Below are 25,237 nucleotides of genomic sequence, written 5' to 3' on the forward strand. Positions count from 1 at the left end.
CCGCCAGAGAGATCGGCTGGCCGGCGGTCGGCGAAGCGATCCAGCCCGACCAGCGTCAGGGCCTGGGTGGTGCGCAGCAGACGTTCTGCTCGTGCCACACCGTTGACCTTCAGGCTGTAGGCGACGTTTTCCGCCACCGTCATATGCGGCCACAACTGAAATACCACGCCGAGATTGCGCGCTTCCGGTGGCAGATGCAGCCCGTCTGCGGCGACCTGCCGATCGCCAATACGGATTTCACCGCTGTCGAGGGTTTCAAAACCGGCCAGCAGGCGCAGCAAGGTGGTTTTGCCACAGCCCGATGGCCCGAGAACGGCGACAAATTCGCCCTGCTTAATCTGTAACGAAATCGCGTCCAGTACCGGCTGCGCCCCGAAGGCTTTGTGCAGCCCGGTTAACGAAATTGCCGCCATCTCATTCTGCCCCTGCCGTTTACGTTCTGGGCAAAACGCTACGACAGTTTGATGACAGCCCGGTGACAGCCGGGCTCAATCGTCGCGCAATACCGTCAGGCCGCGACAAGCCGGGCGAACGCGTTCGGGTTTACTGCTGAGAGGTCAGCGCGGCAATCGGCTGCCAGATATCGGTCATTGCGCCCGCTTTGCCGGTAAACGGGTCCTGATGCGGCAGCGGAACCTTTTTGATCTGCGCCTGCGACGTTTTCAGCTTAGCGGGCTCATCGCGCAGCGTTTCCGGTGACATGCCCTGCGGATAAGCGCCGACGACCAGAAAATCTTCGCTGGCGCTGACCTGCCGGTGGCCGACGCCCGCCGGGATCAGGACCGCATCACCGGCACGCAGCGTCACCATCCGGCCGCTGTCGCCGCCAAACAGCACTTCTGCCCAGCCTGCCGCCACGCCCAGCAATTCGTGCGTATTCGGGTGATAATGGGTGTAGGGGAAAATCGGGTAGCGCCAGGCGGGCGGCCAGCCGTGTTGCCCAAAGGTTTTTTCAAACCAGGCCGCAATATCCTCTTCTTCATCCGGCACCACACGTGGCCAGATAATCAGGGGTAACGGGTTGTTTGGCACACCGCCCGACGGGCTGGCGAGCATCAGGTGCTGGGGGTTGTCAGAGGCTCCGGCAGAGAAGGTGCCCGCGGCGAACGACATCAGCAACATCAGACTGGAGGATTGAACAGTCATACAGGTTCTCCGGTTTTTTTATCAGTGTGGCAAAGCCGGGCCACAATGCAATGTGCGCCAGCCGACAAAATTAACATAATTAACTGATATTGCTAACTAAAGCCAAATGCGTCGTTAACAATATCGCGACCCGATCCTGCAGCGGTTGATGATAGTGGTTATCACTGAGCGAAAGTGTTGTAAAATGTCAGGCGGTGAGCGCGATCGCGCCGGCAACTGTTATATAAAAAGTGCACAAATCTGTTTCTGATATTCTTGACTGTTATCTGTTCTAATCGTTAACAGATGACAGTGAGGTAAAAAAATGGACGCTATTAAACAAATCCTGATCGATGAGATCGCTACGCTTAACCGCGAAGAACGTCGCGACAATCGGCCGCGCTTCAGCCTCTCATTTCTGAAAAACCATCCCGGCCTGTGGGCGGTGATGTATCTGTGCTACGGCCTGTGTGTTGCGCTGATTTTCACTACGGAGATGCTCGGCTGGCCCGCCTTCTGGTTTGCCACCGCGTTTGTGCTGGTGATGAGCTTTTTGATGCTGCTGGATATCAATCCTAAATACCGTTTTGAAGATATCGATGCGCTCGATCTGCGCGTCTGCTACAACGGCGAATGGTATTACGTCCAGCCGGTACCCGAGCAGGCGGTGTCACGTATCCTGTCGCTGCCGGAGACGCCAGAGCGGGTTAAAAGCGGCATTCAGCGCCTGCTGACGCAAAAAGGCGAAGTCGATTTTTATGATGTCTACTACCTGACCTGGGGCCATCAGGAAGCGGCGCGCGTCTGACCCTGCGCCATCAGCTTACCCAGCGTCTCAATCGCCGCCTCGGCCCGCGTATCCCACGGCCAGGCGGTGTTGAGTCGAAAGCAGTGACTGAACTGCTCCCCCGCCGAAAATAACTGCCCTGGTGCAATACTGATCCCCTGTGCCAGCGCCTGCTGATACAACTGCGTAGTATTGATGCTGTCCGGCAGCGTCACCCAGAGGAAATAGCCGCCACGCGCTTCGCTCAGCGTCGCCTGCGCCGGCAATACTTTCAGCAACGCCTGCCGCACCATCTGCTGGCGTTTCGCCAGAATCTGCCGCAGCCGTTTTAAGTGGGTATCGTAACGTCGCGTGGCGAGGAAATCGGCCAGCGCCAGCTGCATCGGCGCACTGGTCGATAAGGTGCTCATCAGCTGCAGACGCTGAATGCGCTGCGCATGCTGGCCGGCCGCCACCCAGCCAACGCGGAATCCCGCGACCAGCGACTTCGAAAACGAGCCGCAGTGCAACACATTCCCCTGACGATCCCAGGCTTTGGCGGGCAGCGGCGGCGTGTCGCCTGACCAGAGTTCAGCGTAGACGTCATCTTCAATCATCGGCACCTGATAACGCGCCAGCAGCGCTACCAGCTGCTGCTTACGCTCGGCGGATAAGGTGACGCCCAGCGGGTTGTGTAACGTTGTCATCAGCCAGCACGCTTTAACCGGCCAGCGCTGCAGTGCCTCTTCCAGCTGCACCAGATCGATGCCGTTCTGCGCATCGACCGGAATCGCCAGCGCCTTGAGCTTCAGCCGCTCAATTGCCTGTAACGCGCCATAAAAGCTCGGCTGCTCAATCACCACATAATCGCCCGGCTCGGTTAACGACTGCAGGCTGAGATTAAGCGCTTCCAGCGCCCCGCTGGTAATGACGATTTCATCCGGCGACAGGGTAATGCCCTGACGCGCATAGCGCTGCGCCAGCAGTTGTCGCAGGGTGGCGTTGCCGGGCGGCAGATTGTGTAACGCATCGGTGGGGGTCAGCTGGTGGGAGACGTTTGCCAGCGAGCGCATCAGCTGGCGTTGCGGAAACAGCGCGGGATCGGGAAAAGCGGAACCAAAGGGGACAATGGCGGGATCGCGGGTCGCCTGCAGCACATCAAACACAAAGTCGTTGATATCGACCTGCTCGCTAATCGTTACGCTGAGCGGCGCGGAGGCCAGCGCGCGCGGCGCGACGTAGTAACCCGACTGTGGCCTTGAGACGATCCAGCCCTGACTCTCCAGCAACTCATAGGCGTGCAGTACGGTCATCAGGCTGAGTCCCTGCTGCGCAACCTGCTGGCGCAGCGAGGGTAAACGGGTGCCCGGTAGCCAGATGCCGGCCTCTATCTGCTGCTGAATCTCATCCATCAATCGCTGGTATTTCGCCACGGGTCGCCTCTCCTTTTCTACCCGCGAGACTTTACCATGCACGACGGCTAATGACAGGCCGGGCTTGCCACTTATCTTGCCCGCACGGCGTCAGGCGGGCGCAATCTCTGTCGCTAACGGCGGTTGGTCGGGCGTTAATGCCGCGCCCATCTCCACTTTTTCATCGCCGACAAAATTAGCCAGCTCATTGACCCGGTCAGGCGGGATCGGTTTACCCAGCAGATAGCCCTGCAGGGTGTTACAGCCGAGGCTGGTAAGAAAGGCCTGCTGCTCGGCTGTTTCCACGCCCTCTGCCACCACTTTCAATTGTAGCGACTGCGCCAGCGCCACAATCGCTGAAACAATCGTGGCATCTTCGCTCTGATGCTGCAGTTCATTGACGAACGCCCGATCAATCTTCAGTTCGCTGGCCGGCAGGCGTTTCAGATAGAGCAGGCTGGAATAGCCGGTGCCAAAGTCATCAATCGAGGCTTTGACCCCGAGCGTGGTCAGTTCGGTCAGGATACGGACGCTCTCATCGGGATCGCGCATCGCGGTGGTTTCCGTCACCTCCAGCGTCAGCAGCTCGGGTGGGATCTCATGGCGTGCCAGCGCCTCGGTGACGGTTTCCACCAGGTTACTCTGTTCAAACTGTAATGCCGAGAGATTGACCGCCACCGACCAGTGTGGATGGCCCTGCAGATGCCATTGCCGCAGCTGACGACAGGCTTCGAGGATCACCCAGTTTCCGATACTGACGATCATCCCGGTTTTTTCCGCCATCGGTAAAAACTGGTCCGGCGTCAGTAAACCACGCTGCGGATGCTGCCAGCGCAGCAGCGCCTCAAACCCCAGGATCGGCCCGCGTGGCGCACAATATTTGGGTTGATAGAACAGGCGCAGCTCGTTGTTATCCAGCGCCTGCCAGAGATCGTTATTAAGCTGGAGCTGGCTCTGCGCCAGGATATTCATTGAAGGCTGGAAGAAGGTGTAGCCGTTGCGTCCGTTGTTTTTGGTGTGATACATCGCCGCATCAGCGTTAAACATCAGTTCCCGCTCATCCACCCCATCGCCCGGATAGACCGCAATGCCGATACTGAGTGACACCACCAGTTCATAACGCGAAATATCAAACGGACGATCGACTGCTTTCACCAGCTTATCGGCGACCGCGGCCGCATCGTTGGGATCGTCAATCTCAATCAGCAACACAAACTCATCACCCCCCAGCCGCGCCAGGGTGTAATAGCCCTCCATCTGCTGGCTCATGCGTTCCGTCACGCCAATCAGCAGATTGTCGCCAATATGGTGACCAAAAGCGTCATTCACCGCCTTAAAGCCATCGAGATCCATAAACATCAGGGCAAACTGCGTCTGCTCCCGGTTCGCCTTGTTGATCGCCTGCTCCAGCCGGTCCTCCAGCAGGATGCGGTTCGGCAAGCGTGTCAGGTTATCGTGCAGCGCCAGTTGTGCCAGCTCACGGTTCGCCTCGGCCAGCGAGCTGGCAAGAATCGAAGTGCGCGCCTGCATACGGGCATCCAGCATCGACACCAGCAGCGTAATGCCGAGGATCGAGAGGGTAACCACCGTCACCAGAATCGCCAGCCAGTTACTGTTAACGCCCTGCTGCGTCGGATGGCTGTGCAGCGGAAACTCTGCTGCCATCATGCCGGTATAGTGCATACCGGCGATAGCCGCGCCCATCACCACCGAGGCGCCGATACGTAACAGCGTGACCCGGCCGGTCTGCCCTTCACGCAGGTTAAAGGCCAGCCACAGTGCCGCGCCGGACGCCGCCAGCGCGATAACCACCGAAACGGCGATCCAGTACCCGTTCCAGACGATACCGGGCGAAAACATCAGTGCCGCCATACCGGTGTAGTGCATCGCCACTACGCCGCTGCCGAGGATCAGCGCACCGCCCGCCAGACGCGGTAACGGCAAATCACCGTTGCACACCAGCCACAGCGCAAAGATAGAGGCGCAGACCGCGATGCCAGCCGAAAAGGCGGTGAGCCCGGCGTTGTAGCTCATCACCATCTCCATGTTCATCGACAGCATCCCGATGAAATGCATCGCCCAGATGCCGATCCCCATCGCGAAACCGCCGCCGAACAGCCACACCAGCGCCACTTTGCCGGTCGAATGCACCACCCGTCCCGCCATGTCTAAGGCGGTAAACGAAGCCAGCATCGCAACAAGAATCGAAACGATGACGATAAAAGAGTCGTATGAGGTCACTAACATAGTGCGTTCCCGAGAAAAGCCGTGCCAGCAGCTGGGTGGGTTGAGTAGGGATCAGGGATGGTCTTGTTGTACAGGTTATCGGCAATATCTGCGGGATAATTAACCCGTCACGATATCTGTTTCCGATTGATTCAAAGGTTACAACCTATCGTCAGAGACCGGTCTGTCAGGGTATCTGCGCGACGATACAGGGCTGCAGCGGCGCGGCCACGCTGAACTCGCCGACCCGCTCAGCGGGCGTCGGTTTGCCCAGCAGATAACCCTGCAATGCGTCAAAGCCCAGCCCGGTCAGTAATTGTTGCTGCTCTTCCGTCTCGACGCCTTCTGCCACCATCCGCAGATTCAGACTCTGAGCCAGCGTCAGCATCGCGGTCACCACGGTCGCATCTTCGCTGTCGGGTCGCAGACAGTTGATAAAGCTGCGATCGATTTTCAGCTCGCTGGCGTCCAGATGTTTCAGATGCAGCAGGTTAGCGTAGCCGATGCCAAAGTTATCGATCGCCACCCTGACGCCGGCCTGGTGTAATTCACGGATACGCTGCTGGCTGAAGATGGGATCGCGCATGGCAATGGCTTCTGTGATCTCCAGCATCAGCTTACCGCTGGCAACCTGATGGCGCGTCAGCGCCTGCGTGAGGGTCGCCAGCAGATCGCGCTGATGAAACTGCAACGCCGAGAGGTTAACCGACACCGTCCAGTCGCTGTGCCCCTGATTATGCCAGATCTTCAGCTGGCGACAGGCTTCATTAATCACCCAGTTTCCCAGCGCCACAATCTGACCGGTTTTTTCCGCGCGCGGCAGAAACAGATCCGGCATCAGTAAGCCCCGTACCGGATGCTGCCAGCGCAGCAGCGCTTCAAAGCCAATCAGCATCGTGCCGCTGGTGCGGAATTTTGGCTGATAGAACAGCCGCATCTCCTGGCGTTCTATCGCTTTCCACAGATCGTTCGCCAGCTCAAGCTGATGCTGTGTTGCGGCGTTCATTGCCGGCTCGAACAGGCACCAGCCGTTGCGGCCGTTATGCTTGGTGTGGTACATCGCCGAATCGGCATTAAACAGCAGTTCCTGTTTGTTACGGCCGTGCAGCGGAAAGATAGCGATGCCAGCGCTGAGCGACACGTGCAGCGAGTAGCGATCCAGCTCAAAGGCAACGTCGATCACCTGTACCAGCTTTTGCGCCAGCTGACTGGCGCTGCTGGCATCATAGCCTTCCGCCATCAGCACAAATTCATCGCCGCCCAGGCGCACCAGCAGCATCGCGTCGCTGAGCTGACTGCGCAGCCGTTCCGCTACCGCAATCAGCAACCGGTCACCGACGTGATGTCCCCAGGTATCATTGACCGCCTTGAAGCCATCGAGATCCATGTACATCACCGCGAAGCAGTTCTCTTTAAGCATCGCCTGTTTGATCGCCAGGTCCAGCTGCTGCTCCAGCATCACCCGGTTGGGCAGCGCCGTGAGGTTGTCATGCATCGCCAGCTGGCGCAGCTCCTGGTTAGCCCGGTTCAGCCTGGCGGTCAGCCGCGCGGCACGTAGCTGGGCATCCAGCATCGAGCTCAGCAGGGTGACGCCAAGAATAGTGAGCGTAATCAGGGTGACCCACACTGCCAGCCCCGGGTTGCCGACGCCCTGTTGCTGCATCGCGCTGAGGTGGCTGAACTGCGCCGCGGCCATGCCGACATAGTGCATCCCGGCGATGGCAACCCCCATCACCAGCGACGCCAGCCCGCGCATGATCAGCAGATTATACTCCCCCTGGCGCAGATGAAACGCCAGCCACAACGCCACACCGGATGCAGCAAAGGCGATCAGCATCGATAGCGCCACCAGCGGCCGGTTCCAGTGCGGCTGCGGTGAGATCAGTAACGCATGCATACCGAGATAGTGCATCACCACGACACCCGCGCCGAGGATCAGGCTGCCGCGCAGCAGACGACGCCGGGTAAGATGCAGGCCGCCCACCGTCTGACTAAACGCCAGCATTGATGCCAGAATCGCCACCAGCAGCGAAATGATGGTCAGCCGGAGATCGTAACGCAGGGTCATTGGCAGCATCATCGCCAGCATCCCGATGAAATGCATCGCCCAGACGCCAATCCCCATTGCGGTGCCGCTCACCAGCAGCCAGAGACGGGCTATCCAGCCCTGGGAAACGGTGACCCGCCCCGCCGTGTCCAGCGCGGTAAACGAAGCAATAAACGCGACGATCAGCGAAACGCAGACCAGTACGCCATCCCAGGAGACCTGTAGCATATGCAACTCCTCACCACCCGCGGCTGAACGGGCGCTGTGTAAAGCCTGAAAAATATTCTGAAAACACCCGTCGGGTGAAAGTTATTTAGCGCCAGGTTTAATGTTGTCATGACGTCCTGGCAACGCGCTCTGTCGGGGATAGCTCGTACTCGCTGGCCACCGCACTGAGCAGTAAATCGTTATTTTGTCTGATTGATGCAAGAACATATCACCGAAGCAGAAAGGGCGATAGAGGGGACGAAAATAATGATTTTCGTTTTAAAACCTTCCTGTAATGCCTTGCCGTTACTGGGTTATCGGCCATTCACCCCATTTGATTAATGAAAAATAGCGAGGCGCAAGTCGCGGGACGCTTTAACTGTTCTATAGTAAATAAAACTGATATAAATCATTTAGCTTAAGTCCAGGATAGTTATCAGGACGCTGGCATTACTTAATTGATTATGTTTATTTTCTCTGTTTTTGGATTGATCCATTAAATTAACACCGGGTGAAAAAGCACTGACTCTGGATAATCGGTAAGGAATGATTATGAAACTCAAGCTTTTTCTTTTGGCTGCTGCTGGCTTCACCACCACACTTCCGACATTAACGCTGGCGGCAACCACCTCGGGCACCATCAACGCGACGCTGACGCTGACCACCGGTTGTCTGGTCAACGGTCAGTCGGCCACCGCAGGGGTTAATTTCGGTACCCTGAACTTCGGCAGCAGTGCGGCAACCTTCGATACCCTGAACGCCACGCTGGTCGGTGCGGCAGGCAACGGTATTTTTGTCCGTTGCACCACCGGCCAGGATTACAATGTGGTGGTCACCAGCAGTAATACCGCGCCCGCCACCGTCTATGGCACGGCGTCCTCGTCGCCGCGCTATCTGGTTCTGGGCTCAGATAATGCTCAGGGTATCGCCTACACCCTGTATAGCGACGCCTCCTTCACCACGGCGATTGCCAATAACACGCCAATCGCGGCCAGTGGTACTACCGATCCCACTTTAGGCACTAACTATGCCATCTATGGCCAGGTGACAGGCGGGGGCTTTAACCCGCTGATCCCTGCCGGAACTTATACCGACACCATTAACGTCGCCGTGAACTATTAACTGCATTCGCCGGTGAATGTGGGTGGCTGTCTCGCGGTCCTGTCTGACGATTGCACGCGGTCTGTTTCTGCTGATATGGAGTATTAGCGCCTGGAGTCTGCCGACCAGCACTTTCCAGGTGACCGCTTCGATTGTGGCAGGCTGCGTGATATCCGGTACCAATACCGGCGTTTTTGGCACGCTCAATTTTGGCTCTCAGTCTGGCGTGGCGACCGGTGTCGTCAGCGCCAGCTATGTGCAAAGCACCACCCTCAATCTTGCCTGTACGCCGGGCACCACGCTGAACATGAGCATTAATCAGGGCAACAACTACACCACGACGCGCAACCTGAAACTGCCGAACTTCAGCAATACCGTTCCCTACACGCTTTACAGCAACGCCAGCCGCACCACGGTGATCCCGGTAAACCAGGCGGTGCCACTGAGCTACAGTAATGCCAATAACATCACGCTGCCGATTTATGGCCAGCTGACACTGCCGGGAACCGCGCGCGCCGGCGTCTATACCGACACCCTGACCGTCACCCTGAGCTGGTGAGGCGATATCAATAACAAGGAAACGACGATGAAGTTACTGCGCGCCCTGCTGATTCTGATCGGCACCACCTTACTGTCGCCGGCTTTTGCCGCTAACTCGGTGATGATCTGGCCGATCGATCCGGCGATCAATCCTGCGGAGAAAGCCAGCGAACTGTGGCTGGAGAACCGCGGCAACAGCACCACCATGATGCAGATCCGGGTATTCGGCTGGCAGCAGGTCAATGACCAGGAGCAGTACCAGACGCAGCAACAGGTGGTCGCCAGCCCGCCGATGGTGCGGATGGAGCCCGGCCAGAAGCAGTTGGTCCGGCTGATCAAGCAGACCCCACCCGCTGCCGGTCAGGAGCTGGCCTATCGGGTGGTGCTGGATGAGATCCCGACGCCGCGCCAGCCGGGCGAAAACCAGGCCGGACTGACTTTTCAGATGCGCTATTCGGTGCCACTGTTTGTCTATGGCGAGGGCCTCAGCGCCGACAGCGTCCGTCCGGATCTCAGCTGGCAGCAGGTCAGCGAAGGCGGTAAGCGCTGGCTACAGCTGACCAACCGCGGCAACGGCCATGCCCGCCTCAGTCACGTCAGCGTCGGTGGCCGCAAGCTGGGCGAAGGGTTATATGGCTATGTGCTGGCTAACAGCCGCTATCGCTGGCCGCTGAACGCGGCGGTCAGTGGTGAACTCGCGGCTGAAGTGAACAAGAGCCAGTGGCGCAGCGCTGCCCAGCAGTAAGCGCCCGATGAAACTTTTTTCTCTTCATCCCTGTGCGCTGGCGGTAACCAGCGTCTTTTACTGTCTGACGCCAGGCCTGTCACTGGCGGAAACCTACTCATCCCTGCCGCCACCGCCCAGCCTGCAGAACCCCGGTAACGGCCAGCAATATATGCTGGAGCTGATCGTTAACCAGCAGGCGCGCGGTGACATCGTGGCGGTTGAACAGCGTGACGGTCACTTCTGGCTGCGCAGTGGCGACCTGCAGCGGGCCGGTCTGCCGCAGGATAAACTGGGATCGCAGCCGCAGGTCGACGTCAGCGTCATACCGCAGGTCAAAGTGGAGTATGACGATGCGCGGCAACGTCTGCTGCTCACCGTGCCACCCGGCTGGCTACCGGGTCAGGTGATTGGCGAGGCGCAAAACGGACCGCGCTACCCCGGACGTACCAGCAGTGGCGCGCTGATCAATTACGATCTCTACGCCAGCCGCACCGATACCAGCGGCACCCGTCTCTCCGCCTGGAACGAGCTACGGCTGTTTGGACCGGCAGGCCAGTTCTTCAGCAACGGCGTCTGGCAGCAGCAGCTGGAAGGCAGCACCAGTTATCAGGATGATGGCTATATCCGCTACGACAGCGGATGGAGTAATGAAAATGAGAATGCGGCAATCAGCTGGCGGGTCGGCGATCTGGTAACCGATTCGCTGGCCTGGAGTAATAGCGTGCGGCTCGGCGGCATCCGTATTGGCCGCGATTTTGGCGTCCGTCCCGATCTGGTGACCTATCCGTTGCCCGCCTTTTCCGGTCAGGCCGCCGTGCCTTCCACCGTCGATCTGTTTATCAACGGCTACCGCTCCAGCCAGGCGAACGTGCAGCCGGGGCCCTGGTCGCTGACCAACGTGCCGTTTGTTAACGGTGCCGGCGACGCGGTGATCACCACCACCGATGCAGTAGGACGGCGCGTGACGACCACCCTGCCGTTCTACGTCTCCAGCAGCCTGCTGAAGTCCGGCTTGTCCGATTACGTCTTTTCTGCCGGGGCGATCCGCGAGAACTATGGGATAAAGAATTTCGATTATGGCGCGGCGGCGGCCAGTGGCTCTTATCGTTACGGCCTGACCGACTGGCTGACGCTGGAGAGTCACGCTGAAGGCAGCGACAGCCTGGCGATGGGCGGCGTCGGCGGACTGCTGCGCGTCGGAAGCTGGGGCGTGGTGAATGGCGCGGTAGCGCACAGCCAGCTCGATGGCGAAACCGGCACGCAGTACAGCTGGGGATATCAGTACAACAACCGCTGGTTTAACCTCGGTACCCAGCAAACCCAGCGCAGTCGCGACTTTGGTAATCTGGCGCTGGTCGGCAGCCGCGCCGGCACTGACGCCGGTAGCAGCTATGCCCTGTCACGCCGCAGCGCCCAGTACAGCGCCAGCGTGTCGCTCAACCGCTTCGGCAGCGTCGGCGCGGCGTACATCGATATCACCGGTGGCCGCGGCGATCGCACCCGGTTATGGAACCTCTCCTGGAGTAAAAATCTGTGGGGCAACAGCAGCCTCTCTGTTTCAGCCAGCCGCGATCAGCAGGAGAAAAGCTGGACCGGAGCTATTTCGCTGGTGATCCCGTTTGGCGAACAGGGCAGCGCCGCCATCAGCACCGAACGCGACCCGCTGGGACGCGACAGCCAGCGGCTCTATGTCTCGCGTGCCATGCCCAGCGACGGCGGCATCGCCTGGGACGCCTCCTGGGCCAATCAGAGCGGCGACAGCGGCGATTATCGTCAGGGCAGCCTGCGCTATCGCAACAATCAGATTGATACCTCGGCGGGCTTTTATGGCGACGATGCCAACACCACGCAATGGGCTGACCTCTCCGGCGCGCTGGTGCTGATGGATAACAGCCTGTTTATCGCCAACGAGATTAACGACGCCTTTGTGCTGGTCAAAACCCGCTATCCCGACGTCACGGTACGGTACGAGAATCAGGCAATGGGCCGCACCAATCAGCAGGGCTATCTGCTGGTGCCGTCGATCAGCAGCTACTATCCGGCCAAATATGATATCGACACCCTCGACCTGCCCGCGGATATGACCACACCACGGGTGGAGCAGCGGTTTGCCGTGAAGCGCCAGAGCGGCTATCTGCTTAACTTCCCGGTGGAAAAACTGCGCTCCGCCAGCGTGATCCTGCACGATGCGCAGGGCCAGCCGTTGCCGGTCTCCAGCCTGGTGCAGCGCCCCGATCACGCCACCGAATATGTCGGCTGGGATGGCATTGTCTGGATGGAGGATCTGAGGGCCAGCAATCCGATACAGGTGGTGACGCCGGATGGTCGCCACTGTGACACCGAACTGCGTATTGCCGGCGGTCAGCCGCAGGCGCTGAAAACCTATGGGCCATTGATCTGCGCGCTGCCGGCAGCGGCGGCGGGCAGCACCGCCCATCCTGCTGATGTTTTGCTACCGGAAATCCACCATGATAAATCGTCTGCTGTTCGCGGCTCTGCTGCTTTTGTTGCCGGCACTGGGTTACGCCGCCTGCGCCCTGCCCGCCTCCACCGCCAGTTTCGGCTCCGTCACCACTTTTGTTGCCAACAGTACCGTCAGTTCGGTCACCACCAACGCCAACGTCAACTGCGGGGCCGGGGCGGCGCTGTCGCTGCTCGGCAATAACCAGATCACCTTTCAACTGACCGTTGCCACCAACAGTAACGGCACCCGCGGCATTCTGAAGCGCAGCGGCGATACCGGCAGCGACAACGTGCCGGTGCGGCTCTGTACCGACAGCGCCTGCGCCAATGAACTGACGATCGGCGGTACGCCATTCGTCTTTGGCTCGCAAACCCTGATCAACCTGGCTGGCCTGCTGGGCAGCCTGAACTTCGCGATCCCGGTCTATCTGCGTACCGTGCCGGGTCAGGTGGTGGCTGCGGGCAGTTATCAGGTGACGCTGAACCTGGCGGTGACCTACCGTATCTGTACCAGCATCGCCATTGGCAACCTTTGCCTCAGCGAGCAGAACGGCAGCGGTGTGATCCCGATCACCGTCACGGCGATCCTGACCAATGACTGCACCACCATTACCGCGCCGAATATCGGCTTTGGCAGCGCGCCGCTGGTCGGCAGCTTCTCCAGCGTGTCACAGACCATCAACGTGCTGTGCAGCAAAGGCAGCACCTATACCGTTGGCCTGAGCAACGGCAGTTATCCAACTGGCAGCGTCAGGAATATGGCGAGCGGGGCAAACCGGCTGAGCTATGAGATTTATAAGGGGACGACCAGCAACCGCTGGGGACCGGGCGGCACTGAACGCTGGAGCAGTACCACCTCATCGGCGGTGTCGGCAGACGGATTGACGCGCGGCTTTAACTACACCGCGCGGGTCCTCACCAGCCAGAACACGCCGCCCGCCGGCAACTACAGCGACAGCGTGGTGGTGGATTTGTCGTTTTAGAGCGAAGCGCTGACCGGTGCGCCGCTGTGACGCGCCTGGTACTGCTTCACCATCCGGCCAATCAGTAAGGTACCGATCAAGCCACACACGGCGGCGAAGGTCAGCCAGACGCCCGGCATCGCTTTGTCGCCAGTGACGTGGATCAGGTAGCTGGAAATCGCTGGGGTAAAGCCGCCAAACAGCGCGGTCGCCAGGCTGTAGGCCATCGAGAAACCGGCGGCGCGCACCTCGGCTGGCATAATTTCCGCCAGATAAACCACCATCGCCCCGTTATAGCTGGCATAGAGAAATGATAGCCACAGTTCCGCTTCCAGCAAATGAGCGAAGCTGGCCGAGCCTACCAGCCAGTGCAGCACCGGCCAGGTGGTGACAATCATCAGCAGGGTAAAAACGATCAGTAGCGGACGACGGCCGATGCGGTCCGACAGCGCTCCCATCAGCGGCAGCCAGATCAGGTTAGAGACACCCACACACAGCGTCACCAGGAATGCCTGCTTATCACTCATCATCAGCACCGTTTTGCCAAAGGTCGGCGTAAACGCGGTAATCATGTAGAACATCACGGTGGTGGTCACCACCATCAGCATCCCCGCCAGTACCAGTGCCCAGTTGCTGGCTACCGAGCGCATAATCTCAGTCATGCGCGGATGGTGTTTACGTTTGCTGAACGCTTCAGTCTCTTCCAGCATCCGGCGAATATAGAACAGGAACGGTACGATCAGGCAGCCGACCACAAACGGAATACGCCAGCCCCATTCGGTAACCGCCTCTTTCGCCAGCAGGTGATTCAGCGCCAGGCCGAGCAGCGCGGCAAAGATCACCGCAACCTGCTGACTGCCGGACTGCCAGCTGACAAAGAACCCTTTGCGTCCTTCGGGCGCGACTTCCGCCAGATAGACCGAGACGCCACCCAGTTCAACGCCTGCCGAGAAGCCCTGCAATAAACGACCGAGCAGGATCAGAATCGGAGCCGCCACGCCCAGCGTGGCATAGCCGGGGACCAGCGCAATCGTCAGGGTGCCGATCGCCATCAGGCCAAGCGTCAGCAGCAAACCTTTGCGGCGGCCGTGGTGGTCAATGTAAGCCCCGAGAATAATCGCCCCCAGCGGGCGCATCAGGAAGCCGGCACCAAAGGTCATCAGGGTCAGCATCAGGGAAGCGAACGGGTTATCGCCGGGGAAAAAGGTTTTAGCGATGGCGGTGGCGTAGTAACCAAACACCATAAAGTCGTACATTTCGAGAAAGTTACCGCTGGTAACGCTAAAGATAGTGCGGGCAGCACTTTTCGGCGGCTTTTGTAAAGACGGGATGTGACTCATAACGGCTTCCTGTAGTTTTTTAGCCGTTTTAGCCTGCCTGAGGCGGCAATAATGTGAGCAATCTCACCATTGCACTTTACAAAACTGTGTGCAGAGGTAACAACCAATTAACAGTTGAGCATCCCCAGCATAACCAACCGCTGGAAGCGCCGGTTCGCCTGATTTCATCCGGTCTGACGGTCAGCATAAAAAAAGGCGGCTGAATCAGCCGCCTTCTCTCTCTGTCGGGTAAACCGCTATTTCTTCACGGTTTCCATACCCATCAGTCCAATTTTCAGATAGCCCGCGCTACGCAGTTGATCCATCACGCTCATCAGCGTTTCGTAATCCACCGACTTGTCTGCCTGGAAGAAAATCGTGGTCTCTTTGTTGCCACCGGTCTGACCGGTCAGCACGCTGACCAGCGATTCCGGCGTCACCTGATCGTTACCGACGTACAGTTGCTTATCCGCCTTGATCGACAGGTAAACCGGTTTTTCCGGTCGCGGTTGTGGCGCGCTGGTAGAAGCAGGCAGATTCACGCGCACGTCGACAGTCGCCAGCGGTGCCGCCACCATGAAGATAATCAGCAGAACCAGCATCACGTCGATAAACGGCGTGACGTTGATCTCATGCATTTCACCATCGGTTTCCAGATCGTCGTTTAATCGCATGGCCATAACAGCTTACCCTAAGCGCAGTTTCTGGGTCGTCGCAGGACGCGGAACGTCAGTGGCGACGTTTCCCAGATCAATATCACGGCTCTGTAACAGCAGCACCTGCGCCGCTACATCACCCAGCGAGGCTTTGTAGTTGGCGATCATCCGGGCAAAAATGTTATAGATCACCACTGCCGGAATCGCGGCCACCAGGCCAATCGCCGTCGCCAGCAGCGCTTCCGCGATGCCTGGCGCCACGACCGCAAGATTGGTGGTCTGGGTTTTGGCGATGCCGATGAAGCTGTTCATGATGCCCCACACGGTGCCGAACAGCCCGATAAACGGCGCGACCGAACCGATGGTCGCCAGGAAGCCGTTGCCGCGGCCCGCATGGCGGCTGAAAGCGGCAACGCGGCGCTCAAGACGGAAGCTGGTACGATCTTTAATGCCGTTGGTGTCTTCTACCCCGGCTGACAGCTCAAGTTCATTTTGTGCGTCGTTCAGTAGCACGGCGCTATGGCTGTGACCGGTAAACTGCTGAGCAATACGGGCGGCGTCATTCAGGTTACGCGCTTCGCCCAGCGCCTGCTGCTCACGTTTCAGGCGACGTTTAGCGGCGCTCAGTTCGGCATATTTGCCGAAAAAGATCGCCCAGGTGACGACCGAGGCCAGTAACAGGCCAATCATCACTACCTTTACCACGATATCGGCATGTTGATACATGCCCCAAACGGAGAGGTCCGTTTGCATCAAATCACTGGCTACCACGCTGCTTCTCCAACTTCATCTACAGGGATGCGAGACAAGCGCGAATAATAGCAAAATGACAGCGAATTGATAGTCGTTCTCATTAGTATTTACAAACCCCGCCAGCTGCCAGGCCGCCCGTTTGATTAGCGTTTAACAACTCGTTTCGAAAATGTGATGTCGAGTGAAAATTTATTAAAACAACGTTTCAAAATGTGATCGCATTCATTCAATTAACATTTGCGCATTTTTCCGTCGCCGCTTTTCACTATGCTGGCTCCACGCGGCCCTTTGCTACACACGCCGGATTCCTGAGCGCCGCCCTTCCTTTGCTGGAGACAACATAATGAGAATGACGAAAACACGCCTGGCATGTGCCCTGGCGGCAATGATGGTGAGCGCCGCCGCCTCGGCACAGGTCATTAAAGTGGCAGAAGTACAGCCTGCTGGCTACCCCACCGTGGTGGCGCTGCAGCACATGGGTGACAAACTGAAACAGGCTACCGATGGCCGACTGGAGATGAAACTCTATGCCGGTGGCGTGCTGGGTGATGAAGATCAGACCCTGCAACAGGTGCAACTGGGCGCGATCGATATGATCCGCGTGTCGCTGGCACCGGTCACCAGCATCGCGCCGGAAACCAGCGTGCTGACGCTGCCCTATATTTTCCGCGACGTCGACCATATGCACAAGGTACTGGATGGCGAAATCGGCAAGGAAATTGCCAATAAATTCGATAAAGATCCCAACGCCCGAATGGTGTTTCTCGGCTGGACCGACGCCGGTGAACGCAACATGATCACCAAAAAACCGCTGGCTAAGCCCGAAGATCTGAAAGGCATGAAAATCCGCGTACAGAACAGCGCCATTTCGCTGGCTACGCTGAAAGCGATGGGTGCGAACCCGGTGGCGATGGGCGTCAGCGAAGTGTTCAGCGCCATGCAGACTGGCGTGGTTGACGGCACTGAGAATAACCCACCGACTTTCGTTGCCCATAACTATATGCCGGTCGCGAAATATTACACCCTCACCGGACACTTTATTCAGCCGGAAATGATCCTGTTCTCGAAACGTGCCTGGGATCGGCTAAAGCCTGACGATCAGGCGCTGCTGAAGAAACTGGGCAAAGAGGCGCAGGATGAAGAGCGTCAGCTCTGGGCAACCTATACCGAACAGTCACTTGAGAAGATGAAAGCAGGTGGCGTCACCTTCCAGCAAACTGACCGCGACTATTTCGTTAAGGCGACCCAGCCGGTGCGCGATCAGTTTGGCGGCAAATACCAGGATCTGATGACCCGGATCGCTGACGTGAAATAACCCACCCCGCGCCACACTCCCGTGTGGCGTGCTTAATCAGGTATCAATTATGGCTGCTTATACACGTCTGATGGATGGGCTCTATCTGCTGTGCATGCTGGTTGCCGCCGTGGCGCTGATGATCATGGTGACGGTGATTCCGATCGGGATTTTTGCCCGCTACGTGATGAACGGCGCGCTCTCGTGGCCGGAACCGGTCGCCATCATCTGCATGATTATTTTTACCTTTATTGGTGCGCCGGTCGGCTTACGCGCCGGAACTCACATCTGCGTCTCAATGATGACCGATCGCCTGTCACCCGCCCTGCAGCGTCTGCTGCTGCGGGTCTGCGATCTGCTGATGATCATCACCTGCCTGGTGATCTTTCAGGCCAGCTACAGCCTGTGTGAAGCGATGTGGGTCCAGACCCTGGCCTCGCTGCCCGCCGTCACCTACGGCGAGATGTATCTGCCGATCCCGATTGGCGCGATCTTTACCCTGCTGTTTGTTATTGAGCGATTGCTGACCGGCGATCAGAGTCAGCGACCGATTGTCACGCTGGGCGGCACCCACTAATCCGGAGCAGAAGATGGACGCATTAATTTTATTAGGCAGTTTGCTGGTATTGCTGCTGGTGGGGTTTCCGGTGGCGTTTGCGGTCGGCCTGAGCGCCTTTATCGGCGCCTGGTGGATCGATCTGCCGCTGGAGGCGGTAGTGATTCAGATTACTAACGGCATTAACAAATTTTCGCTACTGACTATTCCGTTCTTTATTCTCGCCGGGGCGATCATGGCTGAAGGCGGCATTGCCCGCCGGCTGGTCAACTTCGCTTATATCTTTGTTGGCTTTATTCGCGGCGGCCTGTCGCTGGTTAACATTGTTGCCTCCACTTTCTTCGGCGCCATTTCGGGCTCATCGGTGGCAGATACCGCCTCAATCGGGTCGGTAATGATCCCGCAGATGGAAGAGAAAGGTTATCCGCGCGATTTTGCCGCCGCCGTTACCGCCAGCGGGTCGGTGCAGGCGGTACTGACACCGCCGAGCCATAACTCAGTGATCTACTCACTGGCGACCGGTGGGCTGGTCACTATCTCTTCTCTGTTTGTTGCCGGTATCCTGCCAGGACTGATGCTGGGTGGCTGTCTGATGGTGATGTGCCTCGGCTTCGCCCGTAAACGTGGCTATCCGAAAGGCGATCGCATTCCGTTTCGTCAGGCGCTGAAGATTTTCTTTGATGCGTTCTGGGGCCTGTTTACCGTAGTGATCATTATGGGCGGGATTCTGTCCGGTATTTTCACCGCCTCGGAGTCAGCGGCGATCGCCTGTATCTGGGCCTTCTTTGTCACGATGTTTATCTATCGTGATTTCAAATGGAACCAGCTGCATATCCTGCTGTTCCGCACCATTAAAACCGTCACCATCGTGATGGTGCTGATCGCTTTCGCCGCCGGGTTTGGCGCAGTGATGACCTTTATGCAGCTGCCAACCCTGATCACCGAGGCGTTCACCAGCCTGTCAGATAACAAGTATGTGATTCTGATGTGCATCAACGTCCTGTTGCTGGTGGTGGGAACGCTGATGGACATGGCACCGTTGATTCTGATCCTGACACCGGTGCTGCTGCCGGTCGCGACTTCGCTGGGAATCGATCCGGTCCATTTCGGTATGATCATGCTGACCAACCTCGGCATCGGCCTGATTACGCCACCGGTCGGCACGGTGCTGTTTGTCGCCAGCGCAGTGAGTAAGCAGAAAATCGAGCAGGTCGTCAGCGCTATGCTGCCGTTCTACGGCATGCTATTTATCGTGCTGATGCTGATTACCTATATTCCGGCCATTTCACTCTGGTTACCGCGCCTGATGGGCGTGATGTAGCTGTCACCCAATCGGGTCCGCTAACGGGCCCGATTTTTATCCTGCGACGCACTCTGATAATCGCCATTGAGTCTCAACCCTGCAGGCCGTTTCGTGCTAACGTGAAGGCTTCGGCAGAAGCGGCAAAGGCGACTCATGAGCACTAAAAAAATTGATACCACACTCGTCAGCGCAGGACGCAGCAAACGTTATACTCAGGGCTCGGTGAACAGCGTGATTCAGCGCGCTTCCTCACTGGTTTTTGACACGGTAGCGGACAAAAAACGCGCCACCGCGGGACGGGCCAAAGGCGAGCTGTTTTATGGTCGCCGTGGCACCCTGACCCACTTTGCGCTGCAGGATGCGATGACCGAACTGGAAGGCGGCGCCGGTTGTGTGCTCTACCCGTGCGGTGCGGCTGCCGTTGCTAACGCGATACTGGCGTTTGTCGGTGCGGGCGACCACGTACTGATGAGCGGCGCGGTGTATGAGCCGACGCAGGACTTCTGCCACAAAATTCTGCAAAAAATGCAGGTCTCCATTGGCTGGTTCGATCACTGCATCGGCAGCGAAATCGGTGCGCTGGTTCAGCCCAACACCCGGGTGGTCTTTCTGGAGTCACCTGCTTCAATCACGATGGAAGTGCAGGATATCCCGGCCATTGTGGCGGCGGTGCGGGCTAAAGCCCCCGACGCGATTATCATGATCGACAATACCTGGGCCGCCGGTATTTTGTTCAACGCGCTGGCACATGGGATCGATATTTCGATTCAGGCCGGCACCAAATATCTGATTGGTCACAGTGACGCGATGATCGGGACCGCAGTGGCCAATGCACGCTGCATCGATCAGCTGCGCGAGAACTCCTATCTGATGGGCCAGATGGTCGATGCGGATACCGCCTACATGGCGAGCCGGGGATTACGCACGCTCGGCACCCGGCTGCGTCAACATGAAGAGAGTGCGCTGCAGGTGGCTGAGTGGCTGGCAGCCCGTCCGGAAGTGGCCAGAGTTAACCATCCGGCGCTGGCGCAAAGTAAGGGCCACGCTTTCTGGCAGCGCGATTTTAACGGCAGCAGCGGGTTGTTCTCCTTTATCCTGCAACAGAAACTCAGCCCGGCGCAGCTGGCGGAATACCTTAATCACTTCCATCATTTCAGCATGGCTTACTCGTGGGGCGGCTATGAGTCGCTGATCCTGGCGAATCAGCCGGAAGAACTGGCGGCGATACGCCCAGCTGGCGGGGTCGATTTCAAGGGAACGCTGGTGCGGCTGCATATTGGTCTGGAGCACGTTGAGGATCTGCTCAGCGATCTTGACGCCGGTTTTGCGCGCCTGACGCGCTGAGTAAGCTAAACAGAAGATAAACACGGTGGTCGCCGTCAGCAGAGATTGCCGGGCTGCGGCCTGATTATTGTTAAAATTTATCCCGGACCGTTCAGGCACCAGGCCGAGCGTGAAGCACTGAGCTCCTGCAGACCAGGCAGGTTCAGCACTTCACCCTCGCGGCAGCCTGATAAGGCGGGTTCTCCTTGTGACGTGATGGAATAGCTAATGGGTGTTTTACACGAGATTGTCCACGCGCTCTGGCATCAGGACTTTGCCGCGCTGGCAAATCCGGATGTAGTGTGGGTGGTGTATGGCGTAATGTTCCTGACGCTGTTTCTGGAAAACGGGCTGTTACCCGCCTCTTTCCTGCCGGGCGACAGCCTGCTGTTGCTGGCAGGGGCCATGGTCGCCAAGGGCGTGATGGATTTCATACCGACGATGGTGATCCTCACCACGGCCGCCAGTCTCGGCTGCTGGCTGAGTTATCTGCAGGGGCGCTGGCTGGGCAATACCCGGCTGGTGAAAAGCTGGCTGATGCATCTGCCAGCGCAATACCATCAGCGCGCCTGGAATATGTTTAACCGTCATGGCCTGATGGCGCTGCTGGTGGGACGTTTTCTCGCCTTTATCCGCACCATCCTGCCTACCATGGCGGGCATTGCCGGTTTACAGAATGGCCGCTTCCAGCTGTTTAACTGGCTGAGCGGTCTCCTCTGGGTCGGCATCGTGGTGGCGTTTGGCTATGGCATCAGTCAGGTGCCGTTTATCAAACGTCATGAAGATCAGGTGATGGCGATTCTGATGGTGCTGCCAATGGTCTTGCTGTTTCTCGGCCTGTTCGGCAGCATTATTGTGATCTGGAAAAAACGTCGGCAGAAGCAGGCCTGACACCGTTCTGGTGATGACCCGCCGCCTGTCAGGCGGATGGGTCCGCCACCGTCTGCCGTACCCGACTCACCTCTTCGCCCGGCGTGACGCCAAAATAGCGCTTAAACTCGCGCGAAAACTGCGACGGGCTTTCATAGCCAACCCGCACCGCAGCCGCACTCGCTTTCAGTCCATCATGCAGCATCAGTAACCGCGCCTGGTGCAGACGGTAACGTTTGAGATACTGCAGCGGAGACGTCTGGGTCACCGCTTTAAAGTTGTGGTGAAACGCCGAGATACTCATGTTCACCTCCGCCGCCAGCGCATCAACGCTGAGATTGTCGGCAAAGTGGTTTTCAATGCGCCGCAGCGCACGCGCAATCTGACTGAACTGGGTCTGGCGACTCACCAGTGACAGCAGCGCACCGCCCAGCGGGCCGGTCAGCACATAATAGATAATCTCACGCACAATTTGCGGCCCCAGCACTCTGGCATCGCGCGGCTGCGTCATCACATCCAGCAGCCGTTCCGCCGCGCACAGCATCGGTTCAGTCAGCCACGCCGAATGGATGCCGGAGGTCAGCGGCTGTGGCTGAAACTGCTCATCGTCACCGATCTCAATCAGCAGATCCTGCAGGCTGGCGGTATCGACATTCAGGCATAAACCGGCGATAGGCACCTCCGGCGAGGCCCAGGTTTCGCACTCAACTGGCAGCGGCACCGTGAGCATCAGGTATTTGCTGGCGTCGTACTGGAACACCGTGCTGCCCAGATAGCCGGTTTTGCTGCCCTGAAACAGGATCACTATGCCGGGCTGATACATCATCGGCGTGCGCGGACGATACTGATTAGCATAAATCAGCGAAACATGGCTGACCGGACAGAGACGATCGCGGCCGTGGGTCATTAAGGTCACTACCTGCTGCGCCAGGCGGTGACACAGAGCATCATGCGCCATCCAGACTCCTTATCAGGACAAAAATTCAGTGTGCCGCGACACTGCCTGAACCGCCAGCGAATTGGAGAATCAGGCAAGAAGTTTGCCGGATCGGGCAGGATGATGCTGTCGTCCTCGCTCAGTCCGACAGGCAGGCTGTGAATTGTTGGCTAGACTTAAGCACAGTGAAATCTCACTGGTTAACTGCAACGGAAAGGAGCAACTATGGCAGACCAACCCATTATCAAACTGCACGATGGCAATATGATGCCGCAACTGGGACTGGGCGTGTGGCAGGCCAGTATCGACGAAGCGCGCCAGGCGGTTCTGAAAGCCTTACAGGTCGGCTATCGCTCTGTTGATACCGCGGCTGCTTACAAGAACGAAGAAGCGATTGGTCAGGCGCTGCAGGAAACCGACGTGTCGCGCGACGAAATTTTCGTCACCACCAAGCTGTGGAATGACGATCAGCAGAACGTTCAGCAGGCAATGGAAACCAGCCTGCAGAAGCTGCAACTGGAGCAGGTTGACCTTTATCTGATGCACTGGCCGTGCCCGGAAAAAGATCACTACGTTGATGCCTGGAAGAAAATGATCGAGCTACAACAACAGGGGCTGACCAAAAGTATCGGCGTCTGTAACTTTCATGAATCCCACCTCAAGCGCCTGCTGGATGAGACCGGTGTGACACCGGTGGTTAACCAGATTGAGCTGCATCCGATGCTGCAGCAGCGCACGCTGCATGCGTGGAACGCGATGCACCAGATTCAGACGGAATCCTGGAGTCCGCTGGCGCAGGGCGGTAAAGGCGTATTTGATCAGGAGGTGATTAAATCGCTGGCGAAGAAATATGGCAAAACCCCGGCGCAGATCGTCATCCGCTGGCATCTGGACAGCGGGCTGGTGGTGATTCCGAAGTCGGTCACGCCTGCGCGTATTGAAGAGAACTTTAAGGTGTTCGATTTCCGTCTGGATAAGCATGAAGTGAGTGATATTACTAAGCTGGACAGCGGCAATCGTCTGGGACCAGACCCGGAAACCTTTAACGGCTAACCGGTCGTGAAGGTGGAGGGTGTGACCTCGCCTTTCGCACTGAAAAAAGGGCAACGTTGCGTTGCCCTTTTTTATTTCATTTCGCCGCACGACTTACTGCGCTGGCTGCACCACCAGCTGCCCTGCCGTACCGCGGTCGGCCAGCTCCAGCGTCTGACTGTAATAGACAAACGGGAAATGGTCTGACGAACTCTGCGGGAAGCTGACCATCAGTTCCACATCACCATCCACCCAGACCGTATCTTTCCAGCCGCGATCTTCGCCCATAGGTTGCGCACCGTTCACGCTCTTAATCAGGAACATCACACCCTGAATATGCAGCGCCTGTGGCCGATCGGCATGCAGGATCCAGCGCTCAAAGGTGCCCTGCTGCGCGGTGCTATCAATACGGTTCATATCCCAGATTGCGCCGTTGATGCCCGGCATACTGTCACCAATCCGGAACTCACGCGTACGTACCGCCACGCCATCCAGAATCTGATCGGCCAGCAGACGCATTGGCAGATTATCGGTGACCAGCGGCAGCAGCCCGGTGGGCCGTAAGGTGAGGATCAGGGTCGAGGTCAGGATCGATGACGGCTCAAAAAAACCGCGCAGCCGATCCATAATGCCCGCCGCGGTGCCGGCGGTAATCGACACCTCATCGCCCTGGGACATATCGATCAGTACCTCGCGTCGTTCACCGGGTGCCAGTGACAGGCGCTGCACCGCGACTGGCGCAGGCAAAAAGCCCTGATCGCTGGCGATCACCATAAACGGCCGGTTATCGCTCAGCACCATCTCGTAGCGGCGCGCATTCGAGGCGTTCAGCAGACGCAGACGCACCCAGCCGCGGGAGACCTCGACAAAAGGGTTTCGCACGCCATTCACCAGCAGCGTGTCGCCGAGAAAGCCGCCATCTTGCGGCGGGTCGTACACCGGGGTGGCGAAGTTATCGAGCCGCTTGTCCTGAATAATGATCGGAAAGTCGTCAACGCCGTAGTGTTTCGGCAGCGGCAGCTGCTTGCTGACATCGTCTTCAATCAGCCACATCCCTGCCAGCCCGTTATAAATATGCGGTGCCATGCGGTTTGGCGTGTTGGCGTGATACCAGCAGGTCGAAGCCGCCTGACGAATCGGCAGCACCGGTGCCCAGTCGGCACCGGCTGACATCATGCGCGGTGCGCCACCCATCAGTGCGCCCGGAAGTTGCAGGCCGCTGACGGTCATCGACACCGGTTCATTGAGGCGGTTGCTGTAGATCAGCTTCACGTCGTCGCCGCTGTAGACGCGCACCGTCGGCCCGAGATAGAGGCCATTGATGCCCCATACCGGCACCTTGTTATTATCGCCATTGAATGCCCAGTGGCTGCGCTGCATAGTCAAAAATAGCGGCTGACCACGACGGGATTCCAGTAACGGCGGAATCGGCAGTGGCGTATCACCATTGGCGGCGGACGCGGCACGGGCCGCATGAGGCATAATACCGGCGCTAAGCGCCACTCCAGCAGAAAGCTGGATGAACTGACGTCTGCTGAAAGACATAAAACTTCTGACCTTTTACGCGTGGCGCTAAGGCGCCAACCCTGTTTTTATTGCTGTTATGTGCTGTGCTGCG

At 58.1% G+C, this 25,237-nt stretch carries 22 protein-coding genes and 1 pseudogene; 13 read left to right on the forward strand and 10 right to left on the reverse strand.

The window, feature by feature from the left end; translation table 11 throughout:
- A partial coding sequence (locus HA41_RS09745) for an ABC transporter ATP-binding protein (protein ID WP_143807312.1) occupies window positions 1–413 on the reverse strand: 413 nt, incomplete at its 3' end.
- A 130-nt stretch (window positions 414–543) separates the two neighbouring features.
- Window positions 544–1,146 (reverse strand): cupin domain-containing protein, encoded by a 603-nt coding sequence (locus tag HA41_RS09750; RefSeq protein WP_094120617.1) that lies wholly within the window; start codon window positions 1,144–1,146, stop codon window positions 544–546.
- A 304-nt stretch (window positions 1,147–1,450) separates the two neighbouring features.
- On the opposite strand from HA41_RS09750, the gene HA41_RS09755 reads away from it, so the two are divergent.
- The gene (locus HA41_RS09755; RefSeq protein WP_094120618.1) at window positions 1,451–1,933 is read left to right on the forward strand and encodes a YlaC family protein; all 483 of its coding nucleotides are present in this window, start codon (window positions 1,451–1,453) and stop codon (window positions 1,931–1,933) included.
- Here HA41_RS09755 and HA41_RS09760 read toward each other — a convergent pair.
- From HA41_RS09760 to HA41_RS09770, 3 genes are all read right to left on the reverse strand, one after another.
- Complete coding sequence (locus HA41_RS09760) at window positions 1,912–3,324, reverse strand: aminotransferase-like domain-containing protein (protein ID WP_094120619.1); 1,413 nt, start codon at window positions 3,322–3,324, stop codon at window positions 1,912–1,914. The two genes, HA41_RS09755 and HA41_RS09760, sit on opposite strands and share 22 nt — an antisense overlap.
- A gap of 90 nt (window positions 3,325–3,414) precedes the next feature.
- Window positions 3,415–5,550: a bifunctional diguanylate cyclase/phosphodiesterase gene (locus HA41_RS09765; protein ID WP_094120620.1), complete on the reverse strand. Its 2,136-nt coding sequence runs from the start codon at window positions 5,548–5,550 to the stop codon at window positions 3,415–3,417.
- 166 nt (window positions 5,551–5,716) lie between these two features.
- Window positions 5,717–7,804, reverse strand: a complete 2,088-nt coding sequence (locus HA41_RS09770; RefSeq protein WP_094120621.1) for a putative bifunctional diguanylate cyclase/phosphodiesterase — start codon at window positions 7,802–7,804, stop codon at window positions 5,717–5,719.
- Window positions 7,805–8,335: 531 nt separating this feature from the next.
- On the opposite strand from HA41_RS09770, the gene HA41_RS09775 reads away from it, so the two are divergent.
- The 5 genes and pseudogenes from HA41_RS09775 (at window position 8,336) to HA41_RS09795 (ending at window position 13,597) form a co-directional block, all read left to right on the forward strand.
- Window positions 8,336–8,905: a spore coat protein U domain-containing protein gene (locus tag HA41_RS09775; RefSeq protein ID WP_094120622.1), complete on the forward strand. Its 570-nt coding sequence runs from the start codon at window positions 8,336–8,338 to the stop codon at window positions 8,903–8,905.
- A 16-nt stretch (window positions 8,906–8,921) separates the two neighbouring features.
- The gene (locus HA41_RS09780; RefSeq protein WP_208612756.1) at window positions 8,922–9,443 is read left to right on the forward strand and encodes a Csu type fimbrial protein; all 522 of its coding nucleotides are present in this window, start codon (window positions 8,922–8,924) and stop codon (window positions 9,441–9,443) included.
- A 27-nt stretch (window positions 9,444–9,470) separates the two neighbouring features.
- A complete protein-coding gene (locus tag HA41_RS09785; RefSeq protein WP_094120623.1) occupies window positions 9,471–10,169 on the forward strand; it encodes a fimbrial biogenesis chaperone in 699 nt (232 codons plus the stop codon).
- Window positions 10,170–10,176: 7 nt separating this feature from the next.
- Window positions 10,177–12,623 (forward strand): annotated as a pseudogene (locus tag HA41_RS09790) (fimbria/pilus outer membrane usher protein).
- Window positions 12,620–13,597, forward strand: a complete 978-nt coding sequence (locus tag HA41_RS09795; protein WP_094120624.1) for a Csu type fimbrial protein — start codon at window positions 12,620–12,622, stop codon at window positions 13,595–13,597. Before HA41_RS09790 ends, HA41_RS09795 begins: the two are co-directional and overlap by 4 nt.
- Here the strand turns inward: HA41_RS09795 and tcuC are convergent.
- Window positions 13,594–14,916: an MFS transporter gene (gene tcuC / locus HA41_RS09800; protein ID WP_094120625.1), complete on the reverse strand. Its 1,323-nt coding sequence runs from the start codon at window positions 14,914–14,916 to the stop codon at window positions 13,594–13,596. The two genes, HA41_RS09795 and tcuC, sit on opposite strands and share 4 nt — an antisense overlap.
- Before the next feature lie 53 nt (window positions 14,917–14,969).
- Between tcuC and HA41_RS20985 the strand changes: the two genes are divergently transcribed.
- The gene (locus tag HA41_RS20985; RefSeq protein ID WP_158086620.1) at window positions 14,970–15,119 is read left to right on the forward strand and encodes a hypothetical protein; all 150 of its coding nucleotides are present in this window, start codon (window positions 14,970–14,972) and stop codon (window positions 15,117–15,119) included.
- Between the two features lie 33 nt (window positions 15,120–15,152).
- On the opposite strand, the gene exbD is transcribed toward HA41_RS20985, so the two are convergent.
- Together exbD and exbB are read right to left on the reverse strand one after the other, a co-directional pair.
- The gene (gene exbD, locus HA41_RS09805) at window positions 15,153–15,575 is read right to left on the reverse strand and encodes a TonB system transport protein ExbD (RefSeq protein ID WP_094120626.1); all 423 of its coding nucleotides are present in this window, start codon (window positions 15,573–15,575) and stop codon (window positions 15,153–15,155) included.
- A 6-nt stretch (window positions 15,576–15,581) separates the two neighbouring features.
- The gene (exbB, locus tag HA41_RS09810; protein WP_208612757.1) at window positions 15,582–16,304 is read right to left on the reverse strand and encodes a tol-pal system-associated acyl-CoA thioesterase; all 723 of its coding nucleotides are present in this window, start codon (window positions 16,302–16,304) and stop codon (window positions 15,582–15,584) included.
- Between the two features lie 343 nt (window positions 16,305–16,647).
- Between exbB and HA41_RS09815 the strand changes: the two genes are divergently transcribed.
- From HA41_RS09815 to HA41_RS09835, 5 genes are all read left to right on the forward strand, one after another.
- Window positions 16,648–17,619 (forward strand): TRAP transporter substrate-binding protein, encoded by a 972-nt coding sequence (locus HA41_RS09815; RefSeq protein WP_094120628.1) that lies wholly within the window; start codon window positions 16,648–16,650, stop codon window positions 17,617–17,619.
- 49 nt (window positions 17,620–17,668) lie between these two features.
- Window positions 17,669–18,175: a TRAP transporter small permease gene (locus HA41_RS09820; protein WP_094120629.1), complete on the forward strand. Its 507-nt coding sequence runs from the start codon at window positions 17,669–17,671 to the stop codon at window positions 18,173–18,175.
- Between the two features lie 13 nt (window positions 18,176–18,188).
- On the forward strand, window positions 18,189–19,475 hold the full coding sequence (locus HA41_RS09825; RefSeq protein WP_094120630.1) for a TRAP transporter large permease: 1,287 nt from the start codon (window positions 18,189–18,191) through the stop codon (window positions 19,473–19,475).
- Window positions 19,476–19,610: 135 nt separating this feature from the next.
- Entirely contained in the window at window positions 19,611–20,801 is a 1,191-nt protein-coding gene (gene metC / locus HA41_RS09830; protein WP_094120631.1) for a cystathionine beta-lyase, read from the forward strand.
- 207 nt (window positions 20,802–21,008) lie between these two features.
- Window positions 21,009–21,671, forward strand: a complete 663-nt coding sequence (locus HA41_RS09835) for a DedA family protein (RefSeq protein WP_094120632.1) — start codon at window positions 21,009–21,011, stop codon at window positions 21,669–21,671.
- 28 nt (window positions 21,672–21,699) lie between these two features.
- Here the strand turns inward: HA41_RS09835 and HA41_RS09840 are convergent, their stop codons facing one another.
- Window positions 21,700–22,608 carry an AraC family transcriptional regulator gene (locus HA41_RS09840; RefSeq protein WP_094120633.1) on the reverse strand — a complete coding sequence of 303 codons (909 nt, stop codon included), beginning with the start codon at window positions 22,606–22,608 and terminating at the stop codon, window positions 21,700–21,702.
- Window positions 22,609–22,812: 204 nt separating this feature from the next.
- Between HA41_RS09840 and dkgA the strand changes: the two genes are divergently transcribed.
- Entirely contained in the window at window positions 22,813–23,640 is an 828-nt protein-coding gene (dkgA, locus tag HA41_RS09845; protein WP_094120634.1) for a 2,5-didehydrogluconate reductase DkgA, read from the forward strand.
- Between the two features lie 93 nt (window positions 23,641–23,733).
- Here the strand turns inward: dkgA and ftsP are convergent, their stop codons facing one another.
- Window positions 23,734–25,164, reverse strand: coding sequence for a cell division protein FtsP (gene ftsP / locus HA41_RS09850; RefSeq protein ID WP_094120635.1), 1,431 nt, complete (start codon window positions 25,162–25,164; stop codon window positions 23,734–23,736).
- Between the last annotated feature and the right edge of the window lie 73 nt (window positions 25,165–25,237).

It is taken from the genome of Pantoea conspicua, from assembly GCF_002095315.1.
GTDB lineage: Bacteria > Pseudomonadota > Gammaproteobacteria > Enterobacterales > Enterobacteriaceae > Pantoea > Pantoea conspicua.